The organism is Maricaulis maris (assembly GCF_036322705.1).
Taxonomy (GTDB): domain Bacteria; phylum Pseudomonadota; class Alphaproteobacteria; order Caulobacterales; family Maricaulaceae; genus Maricaulis; species Maricaulis maris_B.
Map to the genome: position 1 here is coordinate 2,562,956 of NZ_AP027270.1, position 24,873 is coordinate 2,587,828.

Sequence of the window (24,873 nt, forward strand, 5' to 3'; positions counted from 1 at the left end):
TCGCTATCCTCGTCGCCTTCTGGCTATGAATGAGTCTGGACCCTCGGGCCGTAAAGTGTTTTTCGCAGACTTTTTTACGCACGCAGTTTCGCGATTAGGATAACCTGAAGTTCAAGAAGGGAAGTGGACCTTTCTATGTTTCGTGCAGGCGCACACAAGAAGACTCAGCAATGACCTCAACAATATCCTTTGCAGCAGCTGTCCCAATCGGATCCTGGCATGCCTTCATCCCGAAGGCTTTTGAAAGCCTCGCCACCCAAGAGGTGTCCCTTGCGGTTGCGCTGCTGGATGCGTCCGGCGACGCGCGGGTTGCCCTTGCCGCCGATGAAAGCCGACTTCCTTTCGCCTATCGCCGTCATGGACCCGACAAGGGCCAGTCCGATGCGATAGACGAAGGTTGGCGCGAAACCCACGGCTCGGTTGTTTTTTGGCTAAATGGTGATGACCGCCTGACGCCTGACGCACTCAAGCGGGTTAACGACCTGTTCGAATTCAATCCCGGCGTAGATGTTGTCTACGGTCGGTCGAATTTTATCGACGGGCGGGGGCGATGCATTGGCCACCATGATCAGATTGGGGTCATGTCAGACCTGCTCTACCGATCGAACATCATCTCACAACCGTCCTGCTTTGTGCGGCGGTCAGCGCTGAATTCCATTCAAGGCATCGACAAATCCTTACATTACGTGATGGATTGGGATTTGTGGATCCGGCTTTATAGAAATGGAGCACGATTTCTCCACACAAATGATACCTACTCGGAGGTCTATGTCGGCAGAGACACGAAAACGGGCGCAGTGTCGCCTGACAGGTTGGCGGAAGTATTCAACTTGGTCCGTCGACACGCCGGCTACTGGTCCGCGCTCAAATCGACCATCTCGCTCGCATCGCACACCCTTCAAACTAGGCGAAAACACGCATGATGAACGCGGCGCTCCCCAATATTCATCTGGTCACCCCGAACTATAACGGGGCCGACTACCTAGAAGACACGCTCCTGTCGGTTCTCGATCAGAACTACCCAAACATCCACTATGCGATCGTAGACGGGGGTAGCACCGATGGTTCGATAGATATTTTGGCGCGATATCGCGACCAGCTCTCAGAAATCGTAATCGAACCAGATGGTGGTCATGCCGATGCATTGAACAAGGGCTTCTCGACCCCGCGCGGCGACATTATGGGCTGGATCAATTCCGACGACATTCTTTTGCCCGGTTGCCTGTCAATTGTCGGCCGGATTTTTGCCACCTACCCGGAAGTCTCATGGATCACAGGACTGCCGACAACTTGCGATCTAACCAGCAAGCTGACCTATGTCGGCCCCACCAAGCACTGGTCAAGACTTCGCTTTCTTGCGGGCGACCACCTTTGGATCCAACAGGAATCAACCTTCTGGCGACGCAGCCTGTGGGATGAGGCGGGCGGCCTATTGGACACACGCTTCAAGGTCGCCAACGACTTTGAATTATGGTCACGCTTTTTCCGTCACGCCGACCTTCATACAGTGGAGTCCATGCTTGGCTGTTTTCGCGTCCGCGAAGGACAGCGCTCTGACGTCGACCGAGCTCGCTATATGCGGGAGGTTGATACTGTGCTGAAACGGGAACTCGACCAGCTTGCGCCGGATTTCCGCGAAACATTCGGCAGTCTTGTACCGAGATCCCCACGCCTGTTGGAACCGGAAACACGCCTCGAATTTGAATCCGAGCTGTCCCAAGCGGACCCGCCGATCATCACCCGACGCGGACTGCGGCGGCATGAACCGCTTCACCATCGAGATGTAGCCGAAATGGTCGCCGCCCCACGCCATCCGGTCAATCCGATTTCGAGCGTCTGGCGCGGCGTCGCGCGTCGAAACTGGCGTTTTCTGGTCGCCGGTGCAGCTCTATGTGTGACCAGCCTCCTCGCCGCCGCGACATTTGCGAATTGGGCCATCTGGATCGCCCTGGCGGCTGGGCTTGGCGCGTCGATTGGCCTGACCCTCGCCATTGCCATCAAGGTGCGGAGAATACTCCAATCGCTGATCAGATCCATCAACGACGAGCGACTGATGATCGCCAACTCCACACTCAGCAGGCATATGGCTGAGCTTGAACTCGATGAATTATACGAGCGGACTTCCGATTGATTGACCCAGCCCCGAGAGCTGCTGCCGCGATGGAGGCATGACTATAACCACCACCGGCCTCACTCATCCCTGGGCGGGCTGGCGCCCGCAGCGTGCCGGTCGCTCGAGCTAAGCAGGGGCTCCGCTCCCGGCACCCTCGCCAGATCGCAAACCGTGGACTATCAAAGCATCAGACTCTCAAAATAAACGAGGGAGCCGAAGGGCTCAGGTCAGGGGCGATATAAATTCGGTTACACCTTCAATCGTCGCTCGTCACGGGCAACGACGGTGTCCAAGATGGAAATGAAATCGAGCGCGCAGTTTCGCTATAAGAATGTCGAATTCGTTAGACAAATAAATACAAGGCCCATCAATGATGCGAACCACCTCTAATTACATTCCCGCATTGGATGGATTACGCGCAGTTTCGATTATTTTGGTATTGGTTTTTCACCTCAACAAAAACTACTTGCCTGGTGGTTTTATAGGGGTAGATATATTCTTTGTAATATCCGGATACATTATTTCTCGTCACATAATAAATGAGCGCACCACTAAATTTTTCAATTTCAGTAAATTCTACTGGAGACGTGTAACGCGTCTGGTGCCTGCAGCGACCGTCACGGCGCTTATTACCTACATCGCCTCTTTGCATGTTTTCGGTTCAGATCGCACCGCTGAACTCACTGGGTCATTCGCGACCTCGACGCTGTGGACCTCAAACATCTACTATTACTTCAATATTGGATATTTTGACACAATTTCATCAAGCAATCCGTTTTTGCACTACTGGTCGCTATCAGTTGAAGAACAATTTTACCTTGCTTGGCCAGCACTTATCGTCTTTGCCGTAGGAGTCAAATTTTACCGGTATGCATTACTGTTCATTGCATCCCTAGCTTTTGCGGCGATCCTGTTTTCGTTTGATCCGCAAGCCATGTTCTACCTGATGCCCGCTAGGGTCTTTCAGTTCGCCGCCGGCGCATCGATCGCGTGCGCACACTTTTACCGTCAGGCTTGGTTCGAATCGGGAAACGGGGCCGCCAGTGCTGCCGGATTCGTCTCCCTTGTCATCATGGTCGGCAGTGCCGTTTTCGCCTCCGGTGAAGACTATAACTTCATTATCGCCGCGCTCGCCCCGACGGTCGGCGCATCGATTTTTATTCTCTATGTCAACACCGTACCGCTTAGCCTCACCATCGGTTCAAGCTGGTTCACCTGGATCGGCAAACGCGCCTACAGCATCTACCTGGTTCATTGGCCGATCATGGTGTTCGCCTCATTCTACCTTGGCCCCAACAAACCGATTGTCATCGATGCGCTGATTCTCCTCGCCTGCTTCGCCGCCGCTGACCTGTTGTACCATCAGGTCGAAACGCCCTTGCGCCAGTACGGGCGCAAGTTTGGCGACCGGACCGGAAAGGCGATTGGGCTGAGCTTGGCATCGCTCGCTACAATTACCGCCGTCGCCCTGGCCTATTCGGCCTTTTTCCTGCAACGGAATGCGGCGGATGGCGGTCCCGTTGCCGCCACGCCTTCCGTCAGCGAGCAACAAATCGCGGATACAGGCGCGACACCAGCGGAAAGCAGCAATGAGATCGAGTTCGGTGCAAACCACTTCACCCAATTGGCTGGAGAGATCAGTGCGCGCCGCTACAGGCAGGGGCGCATCTCGCGGGGTTGCCATCTTCCCTATGGCGAACCGTTCGATCAGTTTATGGTCGACGCTTGCCTGCCCACACTACCAGCGGGGCAGAAGGTGATATTGATTGGGGACAGCTATGGCGCAGAAACCATACCATTAATCGAGACTTGGATAGCGCCGGACCAATTGATCAGCGCCGTCAGTGGAGGTTGCCTGCCTATCTACCCGGAGCCGGGTGTCGCGAGCCGCCCGCAAAGCTGCCAGGAATTGAATCGCTACCGATATGATGTCTTGGCAAGCCGTGAGGACGTTACCGCAGTCGTGCTCGTCAGCAACTGGCGACATTGGCGTGCGATCAATATCGAAAGTACGATTGAATACATCACGTCGCTTGGAAAGCAGGTCTTCGTGATCGGCGCGCGCCCTCAATACTCCGAAAGCATCCCAGGGTTGCTTGACTCGCCCATAGGATCACAAGTCTACCAGGATCTTAGCCGCTATCACATGTACGATCCCCATGAGAAAAATGCCCTCCTTGAGGACATTGTCGGCCGGTTCGACGGGGCCTTTTTCATGGATGTCCTGCCGGCATTTTGCACGGACACCTGCCCGGCTCTCTTCGGCGATCAACAGCTCATCTACATGGACGCCGCGCATACAGGACCGGATTTCGCGCAGCAGATCGCGCAGCAAATCGAACTGAATCAGCCAGACGTGATCGCCGCGCTGCGCGGGTCGGTCGGCCAACCGGACACCCCCGCACTGCCAGCGAGAACCGGAACGGTCAGCCCCATCCTGGCTCTTCGCTTGGAGTGCGCAGCGATCAATGAGGACCTGCCCGCCGCGACGCGGACATTCCAGGCCCCGCTAACCAACGGCGCATTCAGCTTCCAGATTGGCACCCCATCCGACGATCGATATGAGCGCTGGAGGGGCGTTATCGATGCCGATGGCCGATTAACCATCGAGGGCGAGTACATCGAAGGTGCTGGTGGGATCAAACCGGTTCGGCTTGAAGGTAGGTATCGCCCAGGACAATTGTCAGCGAGTGGCAACCGCGGCATTCGTCTATGTGATCTTTTCATCGATTGAACAGACCGGTGAGTCGCACTCGCTAGAGCAGATTCTGATCATTCGGGCTCATACCCTGCGGCGATGAAGTAGTTGCGGCAGGGTATGAGCCCGAATGATCAGAATCTGCTCTGAACGAACTTCGGATTTTCCGCAACCACGGCGCCGTCCCCGAGCTGTATCTTGCCATAGGGTGTTTCGCACAAACGCCCACGCTCATAGTCCATTCGTAACCGTCCGGCCAACCCGCCCTACCGATGACGCTGGGCCTGTCTTACGCTCAGTTTCGCTGAGCGTAAGACGTAAGACCGCATGTCCTTTCCAACCAGCTGCAGCCTTATCGAACGCGTCCGCAACTCGCTGATCAATGCGCAAGGCGTGCTTCAGGATATCGCGCGTCAGCGGCTGGAACGCGAACGCCAGTTGAGTGAAGTACGCCACCAGGTAACCCAGTTGCCTACCCGGCGCGATCTCGAACTGTCCCGGGCGCGAGACAGCGTAACGGCACTGGAGCAGGCCCGGCGCGATCTCGAACGCGCAGCCGGGTACACGATTTCCGCCCCGATCGCCGGCCGCGTGACGTCCGTCCAGGCCTCGATCGGGCTGGCAGTCCGACCCGAGCTGCCATTGGCCGCCTTGGTGCCGGAGGGTGAGGTCCTGCGGGCCCACCTCCTGGTGCCGACCAGCGCGGCGGGATTCGTCGAACCCGGCCAGGCCGTCCGGTTGCGGATCGATGCGTTCAACTACCAGCGTTTTGGAACGGTGGAGGGCCACGTGGCCGACCTTTCAACCTCGGCCCTGTCTCCGAGCGAGCTCGCCGCGCCGATCTCCGTCCAGGCACCGGTTTATCGGCTCAGCGTGGATCTCGCCCGGCAGAGTGTCTCGGCCTATGGCTCCTCCCAGCCGCTCCAGCCCGGCATGACGCTAAGCGCCGATGTGATCGTGGACGAACGTCCGCTGTGGCGATGGGTAATGGACCCGGTGCTAGCGGTGCGAAACTAGCGAAGCTTCGGATGTCGAGCAGATTGCAATTCCGGCGGCGCCGCCTCAGTGCTCTTCGAAACGAGCTGACAACGTGCGCGAGGAGAAAGCCCGCCTGTCCCTGATCGGTCACAATGATTTTGAAGAGCGTTTCCGGTACACTGCAACATACATAGTATCCTCTTCGTCAAAGATCGTGACCAAGGGATTTTTCTTGTGCCACTAATCAGCCTCTTCAACACATAGACCTATCGTCGAGCGAGCGATTTTCTCTCCTTCTAGGATGACTTGGCTGTCAGGCAACGGATGTCGGAGATTCATACCGCCTACGAACGACCACTGCGCTACCATGCGATCCGGCAATGTTTCATCGTAGAGCTGGACGGTTGCTTGTTCATGATCGTCGCCACGCCATCGTTGGAGCGTTTCGGCTAAAGGCAACCAGTACTGGTGAGTACTCTCGAACGCTGTACGTCCGTTCGCGACCAATGATATGACACCATCGTTGATCGCTCCGGCACAAATTGGCTCCACTAGAGCGGTGCTTTCTAAATGAAATCTCCACGGGATTGTCGCCGCCAATTGAAAACTTCTCTCGAACTCTGCTCCGACATCTGCGACAGCCCGATGCTCTGCCTGCGCCCACTCAGCGGTGCGCCGAATGAGCTCCAGCCGATATCCTAATGTGGAGTGAGCAACGAAGATCGCTCGCTCGCGGAGCACCGCTTTGTTCGCTCCTACGTAAAGCTCGACGCACGCCGAGATGCATATGCCGTCGAACGCCACCGCAATGGCTTTACTATTGATCTGCTCAACTATCGTATTGATCAGAATGCCATCACCGCCCGTACTTCTGACAGTGAGGAACTCAAGCTCACCTGGTTCAAGCGAAACTAGGAAGTCGCTTGCAGTGCGCCCAAGGACACCACAGAGCATGCCCTCCTGGCCGGATTGCCAGATCTGGGGTGGGCTTGCTCGAGGGTCACATTCTGCATCGTGTTGCGATGGCAGTAGAGCAGTGAATTCCTCTGCAGCGGGAGTATCACATCCCCAACAAAACACTGCAGAAATAATGATCCAAAATCGGGCCATGGAAGGCATTATCACATCAATTTGGAAGCGGGCGCCGCGTGTCACGCGGCGCCCGCTCAGATTTCAGCAGAAACACCAGTCGAGGACTAGTTTCCTTCGGTCTCGTTATCACGTGCGTGCATACAAATGCCTGCGGTTATCGCGGGATCGCCGCCCAGCGCGGTGAGAATAGCGCAGGCTGTAATAGCAGTTAACCCGCCTTCATCATTGTCCCCTTGACCCCCACCAATTTCCGGCTCGATAAGATCCCGATTGTCCTCAATCGGAGGAAACGGCCCCGGATTGTCTGGGTCGGGTCCATCGGGATTGTCGGGCGGATTACCATCGTAATATCCACCAGCCACGTAGTCCATTTCCGCTACGGTCAGTACACGCATAGGGTCCTCCTTTTAAGCATGCCATCTCAGACTGCCGCTTAGGTTGTTTCGTGTCCAGAAAAAATCGAGAGAATATTGCTTCCGCCGATTCAAGGAGAGCGCTTCCGTGGCGAAATGGTTTCATTCACAACTACTGGTCATTGGGCAAGCGTTGCAGCAGCTTGCCGTCAGTTACAATCGACTAGGGCCGTGGCCAGACGCTAATGAGCCGGGACGAGCTGGCCCTCCAAAACCGTCCGGTGAACCCGCCCTGCCGGTGAAGAGCGGCCTCGCCTACGCTCAGGCTCGCTGAGCGTAGGTCCAGGGCAGGAGGTCGTCGAGAAGGGTGATTTTGGTGTCGGCGATGCGGGCGAGCACGTCGGTGAGCCAGGCCTGGGGATCGACGCCGTTGAGTTTGGCGGTCTCGATCAGGGTGTAGAGGCAAGCTGCTGCGTGGCCGCCCTTCATCGAGCCGGCGAACAGAAAGTTCTTGCGGCCCAGGGCGACCGGGCGCATGGCGCGCTCGGCAGCGTTGTTGTCCAGTTCCGTGACGCCATGCGCCAGCCACGGCTCAAGCCGCTTCATGCGCGTGAGGGCATAGCGGATCGCCGCGGCGAGAGGCGTCTTACCGGATATCCGGGTCAGTTGGGTCGCGAGCCAGGTGTCGAACGCCTCGAAGATCGGCCGCGACCGGGCCTGTCTCACCGCGGCGCGCTCGTCCAGCGGCTTGCCGCGGATGGCCTTCTCGATGGCGTAGAGCCGGGCGATGCGCTGGATGGCCTCTTCGGCGATCGCCGAGCCGGAGGCCTTGTGCACGTCGACGAACTTGCGCCGGATATGCGCCATGCAGGCGACTTCGGTAATCTCGCCGGTGTCGTAGAGCGCGTTGAATCCGGCATAGCCGTCGGCATGCATGAAGCCTCTATATCCCGCCAGGTGCTCGACCGGGTGCTCGCCCTTCCTGTCCGGGGTGAAGCGATAATAGGCCGCCGGCGGCGCCTCACCGGCCCAGGCCCGCTCGTCGCGCACATAGGTCGTAACCGTCCGGCCAACCCGCCCTACCAGGGGCGACGCACCTGTCTTACGCTCAGTTTCGCTGAGCGTAAGACCAGGGCATGAGGTCTTCAAGGCGAGTGATCTTGGTGTCGGCGATGTTGGCGAGGACATCGGTGAGCCAGGATTGCGGATCGACATCGTTGAGCTTGGCTGTCTCGATGAGGGTATAGGCGATCGCCGCGGACTTACCGCCGCTGGGCGAGCCGACGAAGAGGTAGTTCTTTCGCCCGACCGCCAGGGGTCGGATGGCGCGCTCCGCGGTATTATTATCGAGCTCGGTGACGCCGTGGTGGAGCCAGGGTTCCAGCTTTTTCATCCGCGTGAGACCATAGCGGATCGCTGCGGCAAGAGGCGTCTTGCCGGATATCCGGGTGAGCTGGGTCTGCAGCCAGGCGTCGAGGTCCTCGAACACGGGTCTTGATCGGGCCTGGCGTACCGCGGCGCGTTCGTCCGGCGGTTTGCCGCGGATCGCCTTTTCGATCGCATAAAGCCGGGCAATGCGTTCAACCGCCTCCTGGGCGATGGCCGAGCCGGACACCGTTTGCACATCCACGAACTTACGCCGGATATGGGCCATGCAGGCCACCTCGGTGATCTGGCCGGTGTCGTAGAGCCGGTTGAACCCGGCATAGCCATCGGCATGCATGAACCCGCGATAGCCGGCCAGATGATCGGCAGGATGTTCGCCCTTGCGATCTGTTGAGAAGCGATAATGGGCCGCGGGCGGGGCACTGCCCGACCAGCCGTGCTCATCACGGACATACGCCCACATGCGGGCGGTGGCGGTGCGCCCCTTGCCCGGAGCGAGCATCTTCATGGGGGTATCATCGGCGAAGATGGCCTGGCCCTGGCGGACATGGCGCCCGATGGCTTCGGCCAGCGGTTCCAGCAGCCGCGCGGACTGTCCCACCCATCCGGCCAGGGTGGAGCGTTCCAGCTCGATGCCTTCGCGGGCATAGATCTGGCTCTGGCGGTAAAGCGGCAGGTGATCGCCATACTTGGAGATGAGGACATGCGCCAGGAGCCCCGGTCCGGGACGGCCCTTCTCGATGGGGCGTGAAGGCAGTGGGGCCTGGTGCATGCGCTCGCAGCACGTGCACGCCATGCGCGGGCGTTTGATGCGGTTCACAACAAAGCGCCCCGGTACGTATTCCAGTTCTTCGGTTATATCCTCGCCCAGCGGCTTGAGCCCGCCGCCGCAGGATAGACAGGCCTCGCCGGGCGAGAGGATCTCGTCATGACGCGGCAGGTGATCGGGCAAGGACTTGCGGCTGGGCTTGGCCGGTTCGTGCGCCTGCGCTGACCCGGTCTCGACTTCGGTCCCAACCGCTGGTGCCTCAGCGGCCTCGGCGATCTCCTCGTCCTCCAGCCGCATCTCAAGCTGATCGAGGCGTTCCGAGCGGGAACCGAACTGGTGGCGGCGCAGTCCGGCCAGTTGATGCTTGAGCTTCTCGATGAGAAGATCGCGATTATAGAGCTCGCGCTCGAGCATACCGACCGCGCCCTTGAGGGCGTCGATGTCATCGGGAAGCTGGCTTGGCGCGGTGATCATGGGCTCAACATCTATCTGAGCCGCAGCGTGATGTGAATCGAAAATCGGCAATTTAGTACAATAAATACAATGATATGCGTCTATACTTTATAGACACTTCAACCCGCCACCAAGGGCCTCCAGGTGTGCTGCGGCATGCGCCAGTCGATGCCCTCCAGCAACATCGCTAGCTGCGCCCGGCCGAGCGCCACCTTGCCGTCGGCCGCAGACGGCCAGACAAACCGCCCCCGCTCCAGCCGCTTGGAGAAGAGGCACGCCCCCTGGCCATCCCACCAGATGATCTTCACCAGATCACCGCGCCGGCCCCGGAAGATGAAGATCTGACCGGAATGAGGATCTTCGCTGAGCTTACTCTCGGCCAGTGCGGCCAGCCCGTTAAACCCCTTGCGCATATCCGTCACCCCGCCAGCCAGCCAGACCCGCGTCTCGGCAGGAACCGGGATCATGCTGCTGCTCCGATCGCCCGGATCACCCGCGTCAGCGCGGCTTCTTCGACATGGCTCTCAACGCGTAGCCGCGTACCGCACACCAGCGCGATCTCGATCGGGCTGGGCGATGCAGGTGGATCAGTGGCCGGCAAAGTCGCATCAGTGCGAGACCCCATGGCGATGGGCGCAAAGGCTTCGGTCCCGATCTCAACCGGCAGGAAGACCGGCTCGGCTTCAGGCAAGGCGCCCTCGGCCAGGCTCGGGTTAAAGCGCGGATCGCGGCGCCAGGTACTGATCAGGTTGGCGTTCATGTCGTGACGCCGCGCCACACCAGCGATCGACATGCCGACTTCGAAACTCTCCGCCACGATCGCCCGCTTCTCTTCCAGGCTCCAATACCGGCGCCCCGTAACTCCCGCCATGTCCCTCTCCGATAATGCCCACGATGAACGCTAGTGGGCACTACCACCCGACCGCGAGCCCATAGACTCGCGATACCGGAAATCTAGACAAGGGCGGGTTCACCGAACGCTTACGTCCATTCGGATCCGCCATCCAGCATTCCGAAACAGTGTGACCATCGAGTGATGTCCGTCTGATGACAAATGTGTGCCAATGAGAACCGTTTTCACGCGATCATTCAGAACGCCGATTACCTGCGGGACCGTATCATATTCGGCGCCCTGAATGTCGACATGCATGAAATCAGCAGGGCCAGACATCCGGTTCAACAACTCTTCAATCGTGTAGGCGCGTACCGTGACATATTTTGGAGCCGTCGCCGTCCCACGGAGTGACGCGCCAAAGTCCTCGTCCGGATTCTCGATCACAGGAAATGATATCTCGCCCAGCTCTGCGCTGACCGCACCATGAATGAGATGAACCCCCGCGGTAAGCAGACCATTTTTGCGGAAATGGTCTTCCATCCATTGCCAATGAGTGAGATCGGCTTCGACTGCTACCGCTTCAACATCGTGAATCTCGCGCCGTTGTCGCACAGCTGCGAGGGCGGTGGACGACCAAGTCCCCCAGCCCGCACCCAGCTCGACGAACCTATAAACGCCTTTCGCGCGCGCCACGCTCTCGAGCACCGCAACCCAGTCAAGATAGTGCTCATTCAATACCGGCAGCTTGGCGCTGAATCGTTTGCCCGCTTTCGGCGCGAACCGGGACCAGCCCTTCTTGAAGCGAACCTAGGTCCCGACCCCGAGGAAATCATAGATGCTCGCACCATCAGTTTCGACGTCGATGACATCAAATTCTGAGAAAATCGGGTCGTGAGTCGACATATTCAAATCCAATCCTGATCTTTATTCGTGTCTTCCCGCTACCATCGGTGCCTGCGAGCCAATCTAGGCTGATTGCAGGGCCTTGAGCACGTCAGGGACGAAATTGGTTCGGCCATAGCGGGCAGCAAGTATTTTCAGCGCGGCCCTGCGCCGGCGCAGGGCTTCGGTATCGGCTGCGATTGCCTCGAGACGCCCCGGCAATTGGCTGATGCTCTGACGATCTTCACCGCATTGGATCACGGCCTGTTCCCAGATCGATTGGGAGCCGGGAGCCTTGTAGGTGTCGGCGAGCACAACCGGGATGGCACCGCTGCAAATGGTTTCCCAAAGACGGATCGAGTTCGGGCCGGTACCCGACGGGCAGAGGGCGAACTGCGTCTGAGCCATGACCTGTTTGAACTCTTCAGACGCGTTCTTATCAATCAGCCCCGCACTGCTCTGCGCGCGCGCCAGGACCTGATGGTCATAGACGATCTTGTTGTAATGCCAGGTTTCACGATCCTGAACGAGACCCCGCGGGTGTTCGGCCAGCTCCTCGATCAGGAATGTCCGCGACTGGGTGAGATAGATCGGGGTCGCCTTGGCGCCGACGAAGGAGAACAGATAGGGCCGCTCCTCAATCGGTATCTCCGGGCCTTCCGGGATCTGAACCGGGTAGAGCGGGAATGGATGGATGGCCAACCCCCGATCGTCACCGAAACGGATCCGGCCGTGGGTAGCATGTGACCAGAATACATCGGTCACACCCGCCGCTTCGAACAACTCAGGGAAGTTCAGCATGTGGATATGCTGACAAACCGTAATGACCTGCTTGTAGCCCGAAACGGCCCGCGCAGCGCTTTCAAGACCGGATTGGAGGGCCGAGAGACGTTCCGTATCACCCTTGTTGTGATTGCTAACATCGATCAGGGTTGCCCATGGAAACCCGAGGTAAGCGGCATTCCCGCCACGCATCGCGAGCAACCTGATCTGGGAGAATGCGTGCTGTTCGGTGATGGCTGGATGCTGCCAGTGCGCATCGTATGCGACAATATTCCGGTCGACGTACAGATCTCCGTCCCGCGATGGCACGGCAAGCGGTGCTGTCTCGACCCATATAGCAGACTGTGCCTTCGCGCGCAGCGGAGCATCGACCGCACCCGGTTCGATCGGCCGGACAGGGGGGAGCGAAGTTCCCCGCTCACTCGCCCAGCGCTCGAGAGACTTGTTGATCTTGGCATCTCGAAAATGTGTTGATCGTACGGGCCAGACTTCAATGTCCAGCGCAGCCGGGTCTGTCAGGCCTTCACTGGCATGAACCATAGCCGTGCCGCCGACAATGCGAAGGTCTCCCTTCTTGTCGTAGGTTCTCAACCCGGTTTCATGGACGTGAATGCTTCGAACCTCGCGGCAAGGATTGTAGATGGCGTGGCCATAGACGGCGAAGGTGTAAGCCACTTTGTTGTCGCACCGCGGTACGCCCAGCGGGAAGTTCAGGCACCGATCACGGTCCGGGTTGGACGCGTGCGCCGGCCAGTAGGCCCAGGTATCCTGCGACCAATGCGGATTGGGATGCAGGCTGGTTTCATTGCCCGACAATTCATGCCGGCTCAATGCGACAAACCCCGTCGGGTCGGCATCAAACACAGGCTCGAGAAGGCTCAGCGTTTCATCAAAATAGATATCGGCATTGGCAAGCACCGATATATCCTTGGGACAATACGCCTCGGAGAGTCGCGTCCAATCCTCATAGGTCGGCCTGCGGTCCATCCGCAACACGGTGACCCGCCCATCTGACTGATCGACAGCCGCATCATCATCAATCATCAGATAAATATGAGAAATCAGATCATTCGCCCGGTTCTTTTCCAGACAGAGGACCAGTTCCTTCTCGCGCGCCGGATCGGATGGCTTGAAATACGGCATGAACAAAGAAATCGGCACTACTTCCCCCTTCGGGCATGTTTATTGGCCATCATCACCGCGAGGAAAGCGAATCTGGCCTCGTCGTCAATAGGCATGTTCCGCCCTATCCAGCTCAGCGTCATAGCCCAATTGCAGGCAGAGATCCTGATAAGCGCCGCTCGCCTCGGCTTCCACGACAAGCTCATCGGAGTAGTCCCGCCGCGAACGCGGTGCGATCTTGTCGCCGCTCCTGCCACTATCGCCGGACAGTCGCATAACCGAAATCAGCGCTTTCCAGTCCGGATTGTAGGCAAGTTCGAGATGTCGGCAGATCTCACGCATCGTCTCATCCGGATCTGACACAAACCGCTCATAGCGGACGATTGCAATATTCTGATACGCAGAGAGAAATGCCAAGTAGCGGCGCGCGTATTCCTCGAGCGAAAACGGTGAAAAATGCCGCCAATCATTGCGATCAAGCGCAAGATAGGAATCAATGGGATGCCGAACGGTCACGATCGATCGCAGTGGAAACCAGTCAGCCAGCATGGCCGCCAATGTCGGCCGCCCTTCCCAATCCGCGTCGGTACAGAATTGTGAATGGGCATGATCACGCAAAATCAAGCGCCGCCCGATTCGGTGCATCCGTCCGTGCAATGCCTTCATCGATGCACAAAACATCTCCACCGCCGTGTCTTCATCAATCGGGCTGAGCGCGCCCCGCGCCAGCAGGATCGGGTCTGTCGGGGCAAACCGCGAGCGCTGCGTATTCAGCTGGATGGTGCTGAGCGGGTCCACTTCACTCAACAATAGGGCGTTTGGTTGCGATTGTAGCCCTCTGGCAATCAGTGTGCCGCCTGTGCAGGCAAAATGATGAACAGTACGAATCGGCGTCAGATCATACTTGGGGCGCGCTTTCAGGAATTCCGACACGCTCCGAAGCTCGGCCTCGCTCATCCGACCGAACGCAGCCATCGGCGACCGTGCAAGGTCGCCAAAATCCACGGCGGACGGAGCACCGGAATGAGGCAATAATGCACTCATGAAGGCTTCGCCCGGCTTTTTGCTCCTGCACGCTTCGGCGTGGACTTCGAAGCGGCCCTTGTCCGACCGGCTATGCGCTTGGGAGCTGGCAGCGGTTCTTTCTCCTCCGACTCGATTACCTTCTGCGCAAGACCATCCAGGAATTGCTCCAACTGGCGCTTCTCGTCAGCCAGCATCGCGTATCGGTCTTGCAGGTCAGCCAGATCGGCCTGAGCAATCCGCTGGATCCGCAACGACAGTCGATTGTCGTCGCGTAGCGCATCAATTTCCGCACTCAACCGCTTTGTAGACTGGTCTTGATCATCATAGCGATGCCGGGCGGCATCCAGCTCTGCCTTCAGCCGATCACGCTCGCTCCGCATGGTTTCAAACGCTGCGAGGTTCGCCTGGGCGTCTTTCGCAGTTTGGTCACGTGCAGCCTTCAACTCATTCACTTGCTGTTTCAGGGTCTCAAGGTCGTTTTTGGCCGACTCAGCAGCCTTGGAATTCGCCTCCTGCTGAGCCACCATTTCTTCCTTGAGCGCATCGCGCTCATGCGTCATCGAATCCAGCGACGACTGGGCAGCCTGCGTGGCCTCGTCATGCTCCGTCCGCAGTCGATCCAATTCCTCATTCAGCGCATCGCGCTCATGCGTCATCGAATCCAGCGACGACTGGGCAGCCTGCGTGGCCTCGTCATGCTCCGTCCGCAGTCGATCCAATTCCTCACTCAGCGCATCGCGCTCATGCGTCATCGAATCCAGCGACGACTGGGCAGCCTGCGCCTCGGCACGTGCTTGATCCCGCGCCGCGGTCAAGGCGCCCACCTCCTCATTCAAGTGGTCGAGACTGGCCCGGTTTTCTTCGGACACCCGGGAATAGGAATGTCGCAATTCCGATACGATCGTCTCGAGCTCAAGCGCACGCCTTTCATTCCGCAGGTTGCACGTCTTCCAGTCCTTCTCGACGAGCGCGAAACGAACATCCGGATCAGCGGGATCGGATTCCCAGACAATTCGGCGCTGGCTCTCTGTGAGCCAGGCTTCAACCTGCTCCAGATCAGCGCCACCTTCGTGAAGCTGTACCGCGGCGACTCGAATGACGACCGTGTCGAAGTCATCAAGCAAGCCCGCCTCATCGAGGTCCGACAATACGAGCAGAACTTCTGACGGTGCATCTACGACCAGCGCTGATCGCCCGCTCGACACCCCGGCCCCGCGGGCTGCCAAAAGGTTTCTGGGTTGAATCAGCTTTACCGGCACGCTTTCGAGACTTCGGAGTCCCGGAAACAAAGTCATGGCCCCGGTCGGCACGCGCAGACTATTCAGATCGCCAAAGCTCGTTCGACGAAAGGAACCGTCGCCGTTTCGCTCCGCTACCGCTGCCTCGACAAGCTTTCCAGATCCGCCGCCATCGAGCCATTTCCGCACAGCATTGGCGCGCTGAGGGTCAGGCTCCACCAGAACAAGGTCGTCAACACGACCCTGCCAGAAGCGGCCCGCATCATCGCCGCACCCAATATGAACGACCAGACCGAAGTTTGCCGTTTCGACGCCGAACAATCCTTGCATTACTCAACGCCCTCGTCCGCCACGGAACCGCCGCGAAACATGCGCAAGGGCGCCGTCACCTTCCATGAGGTCGAGTTTCGTGTCTGTTTCAACGCGTCGCGCAATTGTTCCGCGTCCCGCCTAGACCATTCCAGATGGAATGCCTGTTCGGCGCTCTCCGCACGCAGTCGATCCCGCTCCCTGATTGCCGCATCCCGTTCTTGCTCAATCCGCCTCTGCTCGAGCCCCCCCCCCTGACGCGACGCCAACCGGTGGTACCATTCGAGCTCTGACTGGCATTCGAGGAGCGCATCCTGCAGGTCGGCGACCAATGCTCGCTGGGCATCCAGTGCCGTCACGGGCCCTTCGCCGACACCCGCGGGCGTCTGGTTGGCCGAGCCGACACGCTCGATCAGCTCGGTGAGGCCGCTCAATGAGACCGCAACCTCCTGCTCCAGCACTTCGGCGTCACGCTCGACGCATCCCATGCTTGCTCGCAATTCCTGGTCGAGACGGGTCAGGAGCGGGCTGGCATCTACGGCCGCCCTGCCAACCAGTTGGTGGAGAAGCGAAACCGGTAAAAGCTCGGGCATGTCGTCCAGTCGAACACGAAAAACGGGTTGCGCGCTGTCATCGAAATAGGCCTGGACAGCGCGCGATACGATGTCTCCGGAAAGCCAGCCTATCTCGCTGGGCAGGATGAGGATCTGACGCCGCGCGTGCCGAAACAGATTCAGCATCTCCTTCACCCGGGTAGAAACCCAGTCGTGCGCCTCATCGACTCCCAAGCCGTCTGCCAAGCACGCCGCGTAAAGTCGAGCGACAGGTGCGGCCAAAATGACAAGGCGCGACCCCGAGCTCTCTCGAATGCAATTGTAAAGTGCGTTGTGATTGAAGGTCACCGCTTCGCCGAGATGGGCGAGGTGCGCGCCATCCCCGTTAACAAGTTCCGAATGCGCGACCGAATAATACAAGTTGACGCCCTTTCTCAACGTGTTGAAATAATCCGATACTCCAATCGGATGCGGGCAACAAGGCCGCGAACCCCAGTCCACCACCGCTCGACGGTGTGCCGATGGCCTGCGTTAGCAGGCGCGGCGCTTGTTTTCAAATGGGTGACAGTTTAACAGGGATGTCCACGATCCAACCACCATGAACAAGTTCCGGGAACTTCATGATAAAGCGTGCACTTATTACCGGCGTGACCGGGCAGGACGGCGCCTATCTGGCCGAGCTCTTGCTTAGCAAAGGCTATGAAGTTCACGGACTGAAGCGCAGGGCCTCGTCCTTCAACTCCCAGCGCGTTGATCATCTCTATGTTGATCCGCATGAGGGTGAGACCCGTTTCTTCATGCACTACGGTGACATGACCGACTCGACCAACCTGATCCGCTTGGTGCAGCAAATTCAGCCAGACGAAATCTACAATCTGGCGGCCCAGAGCCACGTGAAGGTGAGCTTCGAAGCTCCTGAATATACAGCCAATGCCGACGCCATAGGCGCGCTTCGCCTGCTGGAAGCGATTCGCATCCTCGATCTGCAAGACAAGGCCCGCTTCTATCAAGCCTCAACCTCGGAACTCTACGGGCTGGTGCAAGAGGTTCCTCAATCCGAAACCACTCCTTTCTACCCCCGCAGCCCCTATGCCGCCGCGAAGCTCTATGCTTACTGGATCACGGTGAATTATCGCGAAGCCTATGGGATGCACGCGTCAAACGGAATTCTCTTCAATCATGAAGGCCCGACCCGCGGTGAAACCTTTGTCACGCGCAAGATCACGCGTGCGGTTGCAGCCATGCACCAGAAGCGCCAGGCCAAGCTTTATCTCGGTAATCTTGATGCCCAACGCGATTGGGGACATGCAAGAGACTATGTGGAGGGAATGTGGCGGATCGTGCAGCACGCCTCAGCCGACGATTTTGTACTGGCAACCGGAGAAACGCACACGGTTCGCGAATTCGTGGAGCTGGCATTCAAGGAAATCGATATCACCTTGGAATGGGTAGGGGCCGGCGAGTCCGAGACCGGTCGCTGCGCCGCAACCGGCCGTGAGCTGGTGGCCGTCGATCCGCGGTATTACCGGCCGACCGAAGTCGATCTCCTGATCGGTGACCCAACCAAAGCGAAGGAGAAACTGGGCTGGAAGCATACAACCCCCTTCCCCGAGCTGGTCAGCGAAATGGTCCGGAGCGATCTGAAGGTGATCGCCACTGAGGCAGCCTACCGCTCCAATCACGGCGATGTCTGATCCGATGTATTCGCTCACAGGCAAACGCGTTTGGGTTGCCGGCCATCGGGGGATGGTGGGTTCCGCGCTTGTCAGACGCCTGAAGCAGGAAGAGCCGACTGAAATCCTGACGGCGACTCGCGCCCAGCTCGATCTCACCGATCAGGCGGCGACCGCAGCCTGGGTCAAAAACACGCGCCCGGACGCGGTGTTCATTCCCGCAGCCAAGGTGGGCGGGATTTATGCGAATGACAGTTATCCGGCTGAGTTTCTCTATCAGAATTTGATGATCGCTTCCAACATCATCCACGCCTGCTATCAGGCGGGTACTGAGAAGCTGCTTTTCTTGGGATCATCCTGCATCTACCCGAAATTCGCCGAACAACCGATACAGGAAGAGGCCCTGCTCACCGGCGCGCTTGAGCCCACCAATGAGTGGTATGCGATCGCCAAGATCGCCGGCGTCAAGCTCTGCCAATCCTATCGCAAGCAGTACGGCGTGGATTTCATCTCCGCCATGCCGACTAATCTCTACGGCCCGGGCGACAATTACCACCCGATGAATTCCCACGTCATCCCGGCGCTTATTCGCAAGGCCCATGACGCGAAGGTCGACAAGGCGGAATCAATGGAAATCTGGGGCAGCGGGACGCCGCGTCGGGAATTTCTCCACGTCGATGATTGCGCGGATGCGCTTGTGCACCTGATGAAGGTCTACTCGGACGCTGGACATATAAATGTCGGTTCGGGTGTAGACCTTCCGATCGGGGAATTGGCCCACCTGGTCATGGATGTTGTCGGCTTCAAGGGCGAGCTGACGAAGGACACGAGCAAGCCTGACGGTACGCCGCGCAAGCTGATGAGCGCCGACAAAATTCGGGCCCTCGGCTGGCAACCCTCGATCAGCCTGCGCGATGGCCTGGCTGACGCTTATCACTGGTTCCTCGCCAACGAAGAGAACATCCCCTCACGTTGAGTGCTGAGCCGGTGTCTATCGATCGGTATCCGGCAAGCAGGCCTCGATCTGCGCCCACCAGTAATCAAGTCCGAGCCTGTTGATAACTTCCTGACGCCGCGCATTGACACGACCGCTTCGGAAATGGACTTCGAACCACTCATCGAGCTTTCCGGCGCTTAGCGCATCCGCCTGCCAAGCATCGACCTGGACGAGCGGAAAGTCAGCATATGCGGCCGCGACCGGTGTCTTTCGTATGATCGGAACAGCGCCATTCAGTAGTGTCTGCCAAGCCTTGGGCGACGGATCGAGGCCACCGCCTTCCACGCAAAGGACAAAGGCGTGGGCCCGGATCAGCGCCTCGAATTCGTCTTCAGCGACCGGATCCTCGAGGACCGTCACGAAGCTGCGCCAGTGGGCCTTCGCCAGCGCGGTTACCTTTTTCCGAATTTCCCACTGAGAACCATCTCGGACTCGATGAGCGCACAGGATGCGCCGATGACGTTGGCCTGCTTCGCCCCATTCAGGCACTGCGAGGACAGTGTCGGCTCCGGCCTCGGGAAAGACCATGCCGAGCGGAAGGGGACGGAGTTTCGGGTGGGCCGCCTCGTCGAGATTCTCACAAAACCATTGAACCAGGAGAGGATTATTGAGCGCCTCCAACAGCCGATCACGCAAGGCTGCCGGCATGGCGGGCCAGCGCTGGTCGGTCTGGTTCGGCAGGGTCACATCCTCCGACCCGCTCACCAGCACGAAGGGTGCTGTCAGCCTTGGCAGCACATGGTCGAGAAAATGCTCGAGCGCGACCTCATGTGACCGGAGCGAGACGAATACCGTTCGGACATTGGCGATATCGATGCGGAGTCGGTCCGCGACCCGGGGTTCGTCCCGATCACTCAGCACAACCCAGTCGCAACGCGCGGCAATCCCGGTCAGCGCATAGGCATCAGCGCCCTTGAACTTGGGGAAAAGCCGGGTGGATAGCGGGCAGAACCGGGTTTCAGAGCGCGCGATCAAGCAAGCCTCTCCAAACGCTCTGGACCGGGTCGGGCAGCCTGTCATCTTCGGTTTCACGGACGGTTTGCAGAGAGGCGTCGAAGAATTCCAGCGGTTGCTCCGTGACCAGTCCCAGCGCCTGAAGCAGGCTTTGCAGCTTGGCTTGCATGGCGACCGTCTCCGGCAGGCACTGAACGATCGGGAAATCCAGCCGCGTCTGCCAGTCCAGCAAGCGTGAATTATACGCATGCCAGATCGCCAACCCCTTCTCGATCGGAAATCCGTTGCGGCTCTCCAGCGAGCGTGCAACCGCCATGGGGTGGCGGAATATCCCGAGCGGTCGGGCGTTGGGGAGGACTTTGAGCCACCCCTCGAGTGTCAGAAGGGTGCGCGGGTCCTTGAAGCCCCAGCAGGCCTCACCGTCACGTGACTCGATGAACAGATCCCTGACCGCCGCATGCATCGGAAACCACTCCACCTGCTCCGGCGGCTCGTTCCAGCTCCCGCCATTGGCCTTGAGCAGGTCCTCTTGCATGTAAAGCACGGCGGGGGGTTCCTGCAGCCCTTTTGGATTGCGGGTAATACTCTTGTCCAGGACGCGACCCAGATACACACCGGCTTCCATCAGCGTTCCGGCAAGCGCACTGGTGCCACTTCGATGCATGCCCAAAACGATATAGCAGGTGTTGTCACTCATTGCCGTCTCCCCCCGGACTTTGCACCCTGTCAGTCGCGGCGCAGGTTAGCGGATGAGGCAAGCGAGGACGAGGCGCCGCAGCAGGCATCCGGTGCGGTTGAAGGAAGACGGAGTCGATGACCGAAACAATGCAGCTCGAACCGCATGCCATGGTGATCGGCGCGCTCGGAGGTTCGGGGACACGCGCGGTTGCGGAAGCCTTTGAACGCCTGGGATATGTGCACGGCCCGGCGCTCAATCGCTCCCGCGACTGCCTGGACTTCACCTATCTCTTCGTCCGGACCGACTGGATGGCATCCCCCCTCCCCTCGATCGGTCATCGTCTGGGCGTGTTGCGCGCCGTGACGGAATCCGGGCACCACCCGGAAGCCGCGCCACTCGATCAACTGACCGACGTGGTGACGGAGAGGAATGCAGCGGCTGAGGGGCGTGCTTTCCTCGTTAAGGAACCCAATACCCACATGTTCGCTGATGACATCCTGACCGCATGGCCGGATGCCGCCTTTCTCTTCGTGCACCGACATCCCCTCGACATGGCGTTTTCCAGCAACACCAACCAGCTCAAGCGTTGGGGGGAGGCGCTGGGCATATCGGCCGAGCGGAGCGGATCATTGCCCGCCGCGCAGCTGGATGTCTGGATCCATGCCCGGCAGGCACAAACGGTGCGGGAGCGCCGCCATGGCGGACGCACGGCGAGCCTCAACTACGAGCGCTTCGTCGAAGCGCCGGTCGAGACGCTGCACAGTGCCTGCCGGGCGTTGGGAATTAAGATCACCGATACTCGACTCGAACTGGCCTGTCGCAATGTATCGTCGCCGGACAGTCGTGGCCGGTGGCGCGAACAGGATTTATCCTGCTTTCGCGACGATCAACTCGCCTACTGCAAGGATGAAGGCTGGTTGTGAGTCGGTGTCAGATGATGTCGATACTGTAAAGGCTCGACATCGCCAGGACGAGGCTGATCACAATCAGGCCAATGACCGAGGCGATAAAGGCGATGGCAAGAGGTTCGGCGAGTGAGGTGAGACGCTTCGCCAGATTCCGGGATTCTTGCTCGCCCGCCTCCGCCACGAAGAGCAGCATCTCGGCGAGCGCCCCGGACAGGCGCCCGGTCCGCACCAGATTGAGCGTCATGGCGTCGGTATTGGTGTGGGCGCGCAGAGCGGTTTCCAGCATTTCACCAGAGCGGACGGCCCGGCGGGCCTGTTCCAGACCCTCACGACGACGCGGTGACAGGACGCCGCGTTCCGCGAGGGCGAGGGCATCGATCAGGGCGGCGCCGGCTGCCAAGGCCGTTCCGGTGACCCGCGCCCAGCGAGCCGTGTCGCTGGCTTCAAGGAAGCGGCCAAGCACGGGAAGACGAAAGGCGACCGCGGTTGCTGCCCGGCGTGTGGCCGGCGCGCGCCATATCTGCACAGCGCCCAGCGCCAGCAGGGCCGCCCCGCCCAGGACTAGCGGGACATTGGCATTGAAGAATTCGCCAATGCCGAGAACGATGCGGGAAATGGCCGGGATTTCGCTCTCCGCGTTTTCCAGCAGGGCGGAAAAACGCGGCACGACGAACATAAAGATGAAGATCACCGCGCCCGTACCGGCAACGGCGAGGAAGCCGGGATAGGCGAGCGCATTGCGCACTTCCTCGGCGGATGTGAGATCACGTTCCATCTGGCTGGCGACCTCGTTAAGGCGAGTGTCCAGCGAGCCTGTAGCCTCGCCGAGCTCGACAAGGCGCGGCGCATAATCGGGCAGGGTCGGCATATGGCGGGCGAGTGCATTGGATAGGCGCCCACCACCGCGCAGGTCTGTGCGGATAGCGCGCATCTGCTCTGAGAGTTCGCGGCACGGCTCTTCCTCCAGCAGGGCATCGAAGGTCGCCAGCAGGGGCGAGCCGGCCCGCAGGAGGGTGGCCAGCTGGCGGATGAATCGGTGGCGGTCCTTCGGGCGGGCGCTCTTGCGATCATATCGCCGTCCCTCCCCGTCGACCAAGCCAATCTCATAGGCGAGAATGCCCTGGGCCCGTAGCTGGCTGACTGCGTCGTCTGCGTCGCCGGCGCTGATCCGACCTTCCACTGAGGCGCCGTCGCGTTTCAAGCCCTTGTAAAGGAAGCTGGCCATGTTGCGCGCCGCCCCTTATGCCCGAACCGTGTCGGGGCGGGTCTCGCGAGCGCCGCCGCCGAGCACCCGCATGGCCTCGGAGACCGAAGTTATGCCGGCACGCGCTTTCAGCAGACCATCTTCAAGCATAGACAGGAAGCCCGCGCCACGCGCGGCGGCAAGTATTTCGGCCTGGCCAGCGCCGTGGGCGATGGCTTCCTTGACGGCGCCGTCAATCGCGGTGGCTTCATAGACCGCGATGCGGCCGGAATAGCCCTGGCCGCGACACGAATCGCAACCGACAGGAACGCGCCAGTGGGCCGTGTCTTCAAAGGCGTCGGCAGGCCATTGCACGCCGCGCTCGCGAGCCGCATCGAGGAGGCCCTCAGCGGCGGCGACCTCATCGCTGGTAGCTGCGACGGAACAATCCGGACAGAGTCGGCGCAACAGGCGCTGGGCAATGAGACCGCGCAGCGAGGCTGAGACGAGAAAGGGTTCGACGCCCAGATCGGTCAGACGTTCGATGGCGCCCAGTGCGGTATTGGTGTGCAGGGTCGAGAAGACGAGGTGGCCGGTCAGGGCCGCCTGGATGGCGATGCGCGCGGTTTCGCCATCGCGGATCTCGCCGATCATGATCACGTCGGGGTCCTGGCGCAGGATGGCACGCAAGCCGCGGGCGAAGTCATAGCCGATGTCGGCGCGCGCCTGCACTTGGGTGACCCCGTCCATATCGTATTCCACCGGGTCCTCGATGGTGATGATCTTGCGCTGGCCGTCATTGACCAGTTCCAGGGCGCGATAGAGCGTGGTCGACTTGCCCGACCCGGTGGGGCCGGTGACCAGGATGACGCCGTTGGGCTCGCGGATCACCCGGTCGAAGACGCGGCGCTGCCGGCCCACGAGGCCCAGCCCGTCCAGCGAGGGGAGTTCCTGGCGTTTGCGCAGCAAGCGCAGGACAAGGCTCTCCCCCCAGGCGCCGGGCAGGGAGGAAACGCGGAGATCGATGTCCTGACCGGCAAATCGCACGGTCTGGCGACCATCCTGGGGCAGGCGGCGCTCGGCGATGTCCATGGCCGAGACGAGTTTGATGCGGGAGGCGACGGCATCGAAACGCGCTTTCGGCTGCGTCTGCATCAGGTTCAGAACTCCATCGACGCGAAAGCGGACCTGGAATTCATGCTCGAAGGGTTCGATATGAATGTCGCTGGCACCATCGCGCAGGGCGTCCTCGAAGACGGCATTGACGAAATCGATGACCGGCGCCTCCTCGGCCATTTCGCGCAGGCGCTCGACATCGGTCAGCGCGCTCTGGCGGGTCCGCGCCCCGGCCGACTGCAGGCGGGCGAGCGCGCTTTCCAGCAGGCGGTTGGCGCCGAGCAGAAATTGCGTCTCGCCGGGCCAGGCCGCGCCGAGTCGTTCGTTGAGACCGGGATCGAGCGGATTGCGGGCGAAAGCGACCAGCCGGACGGCGTCGACAGAGGGTCGGGCGGCAACCTCGCTGTCGAGGGCGGCGAAGGTGTCGTCCCCGATCATGCTCCACCACAGTACCGCGCCCTTCTCGGCCAGCCAGCGGATCGGCAGGTCCAGGGCGGCGGGCGCGAAGGCGTAGACGGCCTCGTCGCGCGGCAGGGCGGCCGGCGCAAGCAGGGGCAGGCCGAGCTGGACAGACAGGACCGCGAGCAGGCGCTCCTCAGCCACCGCACCGAGACGCAGGAGGGCCTGGCCGAACAGGACCGGCGTCTCGCGCTGATAGGCCAGCGCCTGCTCGATATCGGACGGTGCGATGGCGCCCGCCTCAACAAGCAATTCCCCGATCCGGCGTCGATCCATGATCCCAACCCTGCATGGCGGCCGGAAAACGCCCGGC

Annotated in this window: 22 protein-coding genes and 1 pseudogene; 8 read left to right on the forward strand and 15 right to left on the reverse strand. The window is 59.9% G+C overall.

Annotated elements, in window-relative coordinates:
* Nucleotides 1-170 precede the first annotated feature (170 nt).
* The 5 genes from AAA969_RS12195 (at nt 171) to AAA969_RS12215 (ending at nt 5,828) form a co-directional block, all read left to right on the forward strand.
* Nucleotides 171-923 (forward strand): glycosyltransferase family 2 protein, encoded by a 753-nt coding sequence (locus AAA969_RS12195; protein WP_338246331.1) that lies wholly within the window; start codon nt 171-173, stop codon nt 921-923.
* A complete protein-coding gene (locus AAA969_RS12200; RefSeq protein ID WP_338246332.1) occupies nt 920-2,131 on the forward strand; it encodes a glycosyltransferase in 1,212 nt (403 codons plus the stop codon). Before AAA969_RS12195 ends, AAA969_RS12200 begins: the two co-directional genes overlap by 4 nt.
* Nucleotides 2,132-2,317: an integrase core domain-containing protein gene (locus AAA969_RS12205; protein WP_338246333.1), complete on the forward strand. Its 186-nt coding sequence runs from the start codon at nt 2,132-2,134 to the stop codon at nt 2,315-2,317.
* 166 nt (nt 2,318-2,483) lie between these two features.
* A complete protein-coding gene (locus tag AAA969_RS12210) occupies nt 2,484-4,847 on the forward strand; it encodes an acyltransferase family protein (protein WP_338246334.1) in 2,364 nt (787 codons plus the stop codon).
* Nucleotides 4,848-5,138: 291 nt separating this feature from the next.
* Nucleotides 5,139-5,828, forward strand: coding sequence for an HlyD family efflux transporter periplasmic adaptor subunit (locus AAA969_RS12215; protein WP_338246335.1), 690 nt, complete (start codon nt 5,139-5,141; stop codon nt 5,826-5,828).
* 201 nt (nt 5,829-6,029) lie between these two features.
* Here AAA969_RS12215 and AAA969_RS12220 read toward each other — a convergent pair whose 3' ends face one another.
* From AAA969_RS12220 to AAA969_RS12270, 11 genes and pseudogenes are all read right to left on the reverse strand, one after another.
* Nucleotides 6,030-6,899: a hypothetical protein gene (locus tag AAA969_RS12220; RefSeq protein WP_295695998.1), complete on the reverse strand. Its 870-nt coding sequence runs from the start codon at nt 6,897-6,899 to the stop codon at nt 6,030-6,032.
* 86 nt (nt 6,900-6,985) lie between these two features.
* On the reverse strand, nt 6,986-7,276 hold the full coding sequence (locus AAA969_RS12225; protein WP_295695996.1) for a hypothetical protein: 291 nt from the start codon (nt 7,274-7,276) through the stop codon (nt 6,986-6,988).
* 279 nt (nt 7,277-7,555) lie between these two features.
* Nucleotides 7,556-8,296 (reverse strand): annotated as a pseudogene (gene tnpC / locus AAA969_RS12230) (IS66 family transposase); the annotation flags it as partial.
* Between the two features lie 46 nt (nt 8,297-8,342).
* Nucleotides 8,343-9,863: an IS66 family transposase gene (gene tnpC / locus AAA969_RS12235; RefSeq protein WP_338246337.1), complete on the reverse strand. Its 1,521-nt coding sequence runs from the start codon at nt 9,861-9,863 to the stop codon at nt 8,343-8,345.
* Nucleotides 9,864-9,961: 98 nt separating this feature from the next.
* Nucleotides 9,962-10,309 (reverse strand): IS66 family insertion sequence element accessory protein TnpB, encoded by a 348-nt coding sequence (tnpB, locus tag AAA969_RS12240; protein ID WP_338244216.1) that lies wholly within the window; start codon nt 10,307-10,309, stop codon nt 9,962-9,964.
* Entirely contained in the window at nt 10,306-10,713 is a 408-nt protein-coding gene (tnpA, locus tag AAA969_RS12245) for an IS66-like element accessory protein TnpA (protein WP_338244217.1), read from the reverse strand. Before tnpA ends, tnpB begins: the two co-directional genes overlap by 4 nt.
* A 99-nt stretch (nt 10,714-10,812) precedes the next feature.
* Complete coding sequence (locus AAA969_RS12250; protein WP_338246338.1) at nt 10,813-11,412, reverse strand: FkbM family methyltransferase; 600 nt, start codon at nt 11,410-11,412, stop codon at nt 10,813-10,815.
* Nucleotides 11,413-11,643: 231 nt separating this feature from the next.
* Entirely contained in the window at nt 11,644-13,485 is a 1,842-nt protein-coding gene (locus AAA969_RS12255) for an exostosin domain-containing protein (RefSeq protein ID WP_338246339.1), read from the reverse strand.
* An 84-nt stretch (nt 13,486-13,569) separates the two neighbouring features.
* Nucleotides 13,570-14,508 (reverse strand): sulfotransferase family protein, encoded by a 939-nt coding sequence (locus AAA969_RS12260; RefSeq protein WP_338246340.1) that lies wholly within the window; start codon nt 14,506-14,508, stop codon nt 13,570-13,572.
* Entirely contained in the window at nt 14,505-16,058 is a 1,554-nt protein-coding gene (locus tag AAA969_RS12265) for a hypothetical protein (protein ID WP_338246341.1), read from the reverse strand. Before AAA969_RS12265 ends, AAA969_RS12260 begins: the two co-directional genes overlap by 4 nt.
* The gene (locus AAA969_RS12270; RefSeq protein ID WP_338246342.1) at nt 16,058-17,011 is read right to left on the reverse strand and encodes a hypothetical protein; all 954 of its coding nucleotides are present in this window, start codon (nt 17,009-17,011) and stop codon (nt 16,058-16,060) included. The genes AAA969_RS12265 and AAA969_RS12270 overlap by 1 nt, the downstream gene beginning before the upstream one ends.
* Nucleotides 17,012-17,211: 200 nt before the next feature.
* Here AAA969_RS12270 and gmd point away from each other — a divergent pair, with 200 nt between their 5' ends.
* Together gmd and fcl are read left to right on the forward strand one after the other, a co-directional pair.
* Complete coding sequence (gmd, locus tag AAA969_RS12275; protein WP_338246343.1) at nt 17,212-18,285, forward strand: GDP-mannose 4,6-dehydratase; 1,074 nt, start codon at nt 17,212-17,214, stop codon at nt 18,283-18,285.
* A gap of 4 nt (nt 18,286-18,289) precedes the next feature.
* Entirely contained in the window at nt 18,290-19,240 is a 951-nt protein-coding gene (fcl, locus tag AAA969_RS12280; protein ID WP_338246344.1) for a GDP-L-fucose synthase, read from the forward strand.
* 15 nt (nt 19,241-19,255) lie between these two features.
* Here fcl and AAA969_RS12285 read toward each other — a convergent pair whose 3' ends face one another.
* Nucleotides 19,256-20,236, reverse strand: coding sequence for a hypothetical protein (locus tag AAA969_RS12285; RefSeq protein ID WP_338246345.1), 981 nt, complete (start codon nt 20,234-20,236; stop codon nt 19,256-19,258).
* Entirely contained in the window at nt 20,220-20,912 is a 693-nt protein-coding gene (locus AAA969_RS12290) for a sulfotransferase family protein (protein ID WP_338246347.1), read from the reverse strand. Before AAA969_RS12290 ends, AAA969_RS12285 begins: the two co-directional genes overlap by 17 nt.
* 116 nt (nt 20,913-21,028) lie before the next feature.
* Between AAA969_RS12290 and AAA969_RS12295 the strand changes: the two genes are divergently transcribed.
* Nucleotides 21,029-21,817 carry a sulfotransferase family protein gene (locus tag AAA969_RS12295; protein WP_338246348.1) on the forward strand — a complete coding sequence of 263 codons (789 nt, stop codon included), beginning with the start codon at nt 21,029-21,031 and terminating at the stop codon, nt 21,815-21,817.
* 7 nt (nt 21,818-21,824) lie between these two features.
* On the opposite strand, the gene AAA969_RS12300 is transcribed toward AAA969_RS12295, so the two are convergent.
* Both AAA969_RS12300 and AAA969_RS12305 read right to left on the reverse strand, forming a co-directional pair.
* Nucleotides 21,825-23,027: a type II secretion system F family protein gene (locus tag AAA969_RS12300; RefSeq protein ID WP_338246349.1), complete on the reverse strand. Its 1,203-nt coding sequence runs from the start codon at nt 23,025-23,027 to the stop codon at nt 21,825-21,827.
* A 15-nt stretch (nt 23,028-23,042) separates the two neighbouring features.
* Complete coding sequence (locus AAA969_RS12305) at nt 23,043-24,836, reverse strand: GspE/PulE family protein (protein WP_338246350.1); 1,794 nt, start codon at nt 24,834-24,836, stop codon at nt 23,043-23,045.
* Nucleotides 24,837-24,873 lie beyond the last annotated feature (37 nt).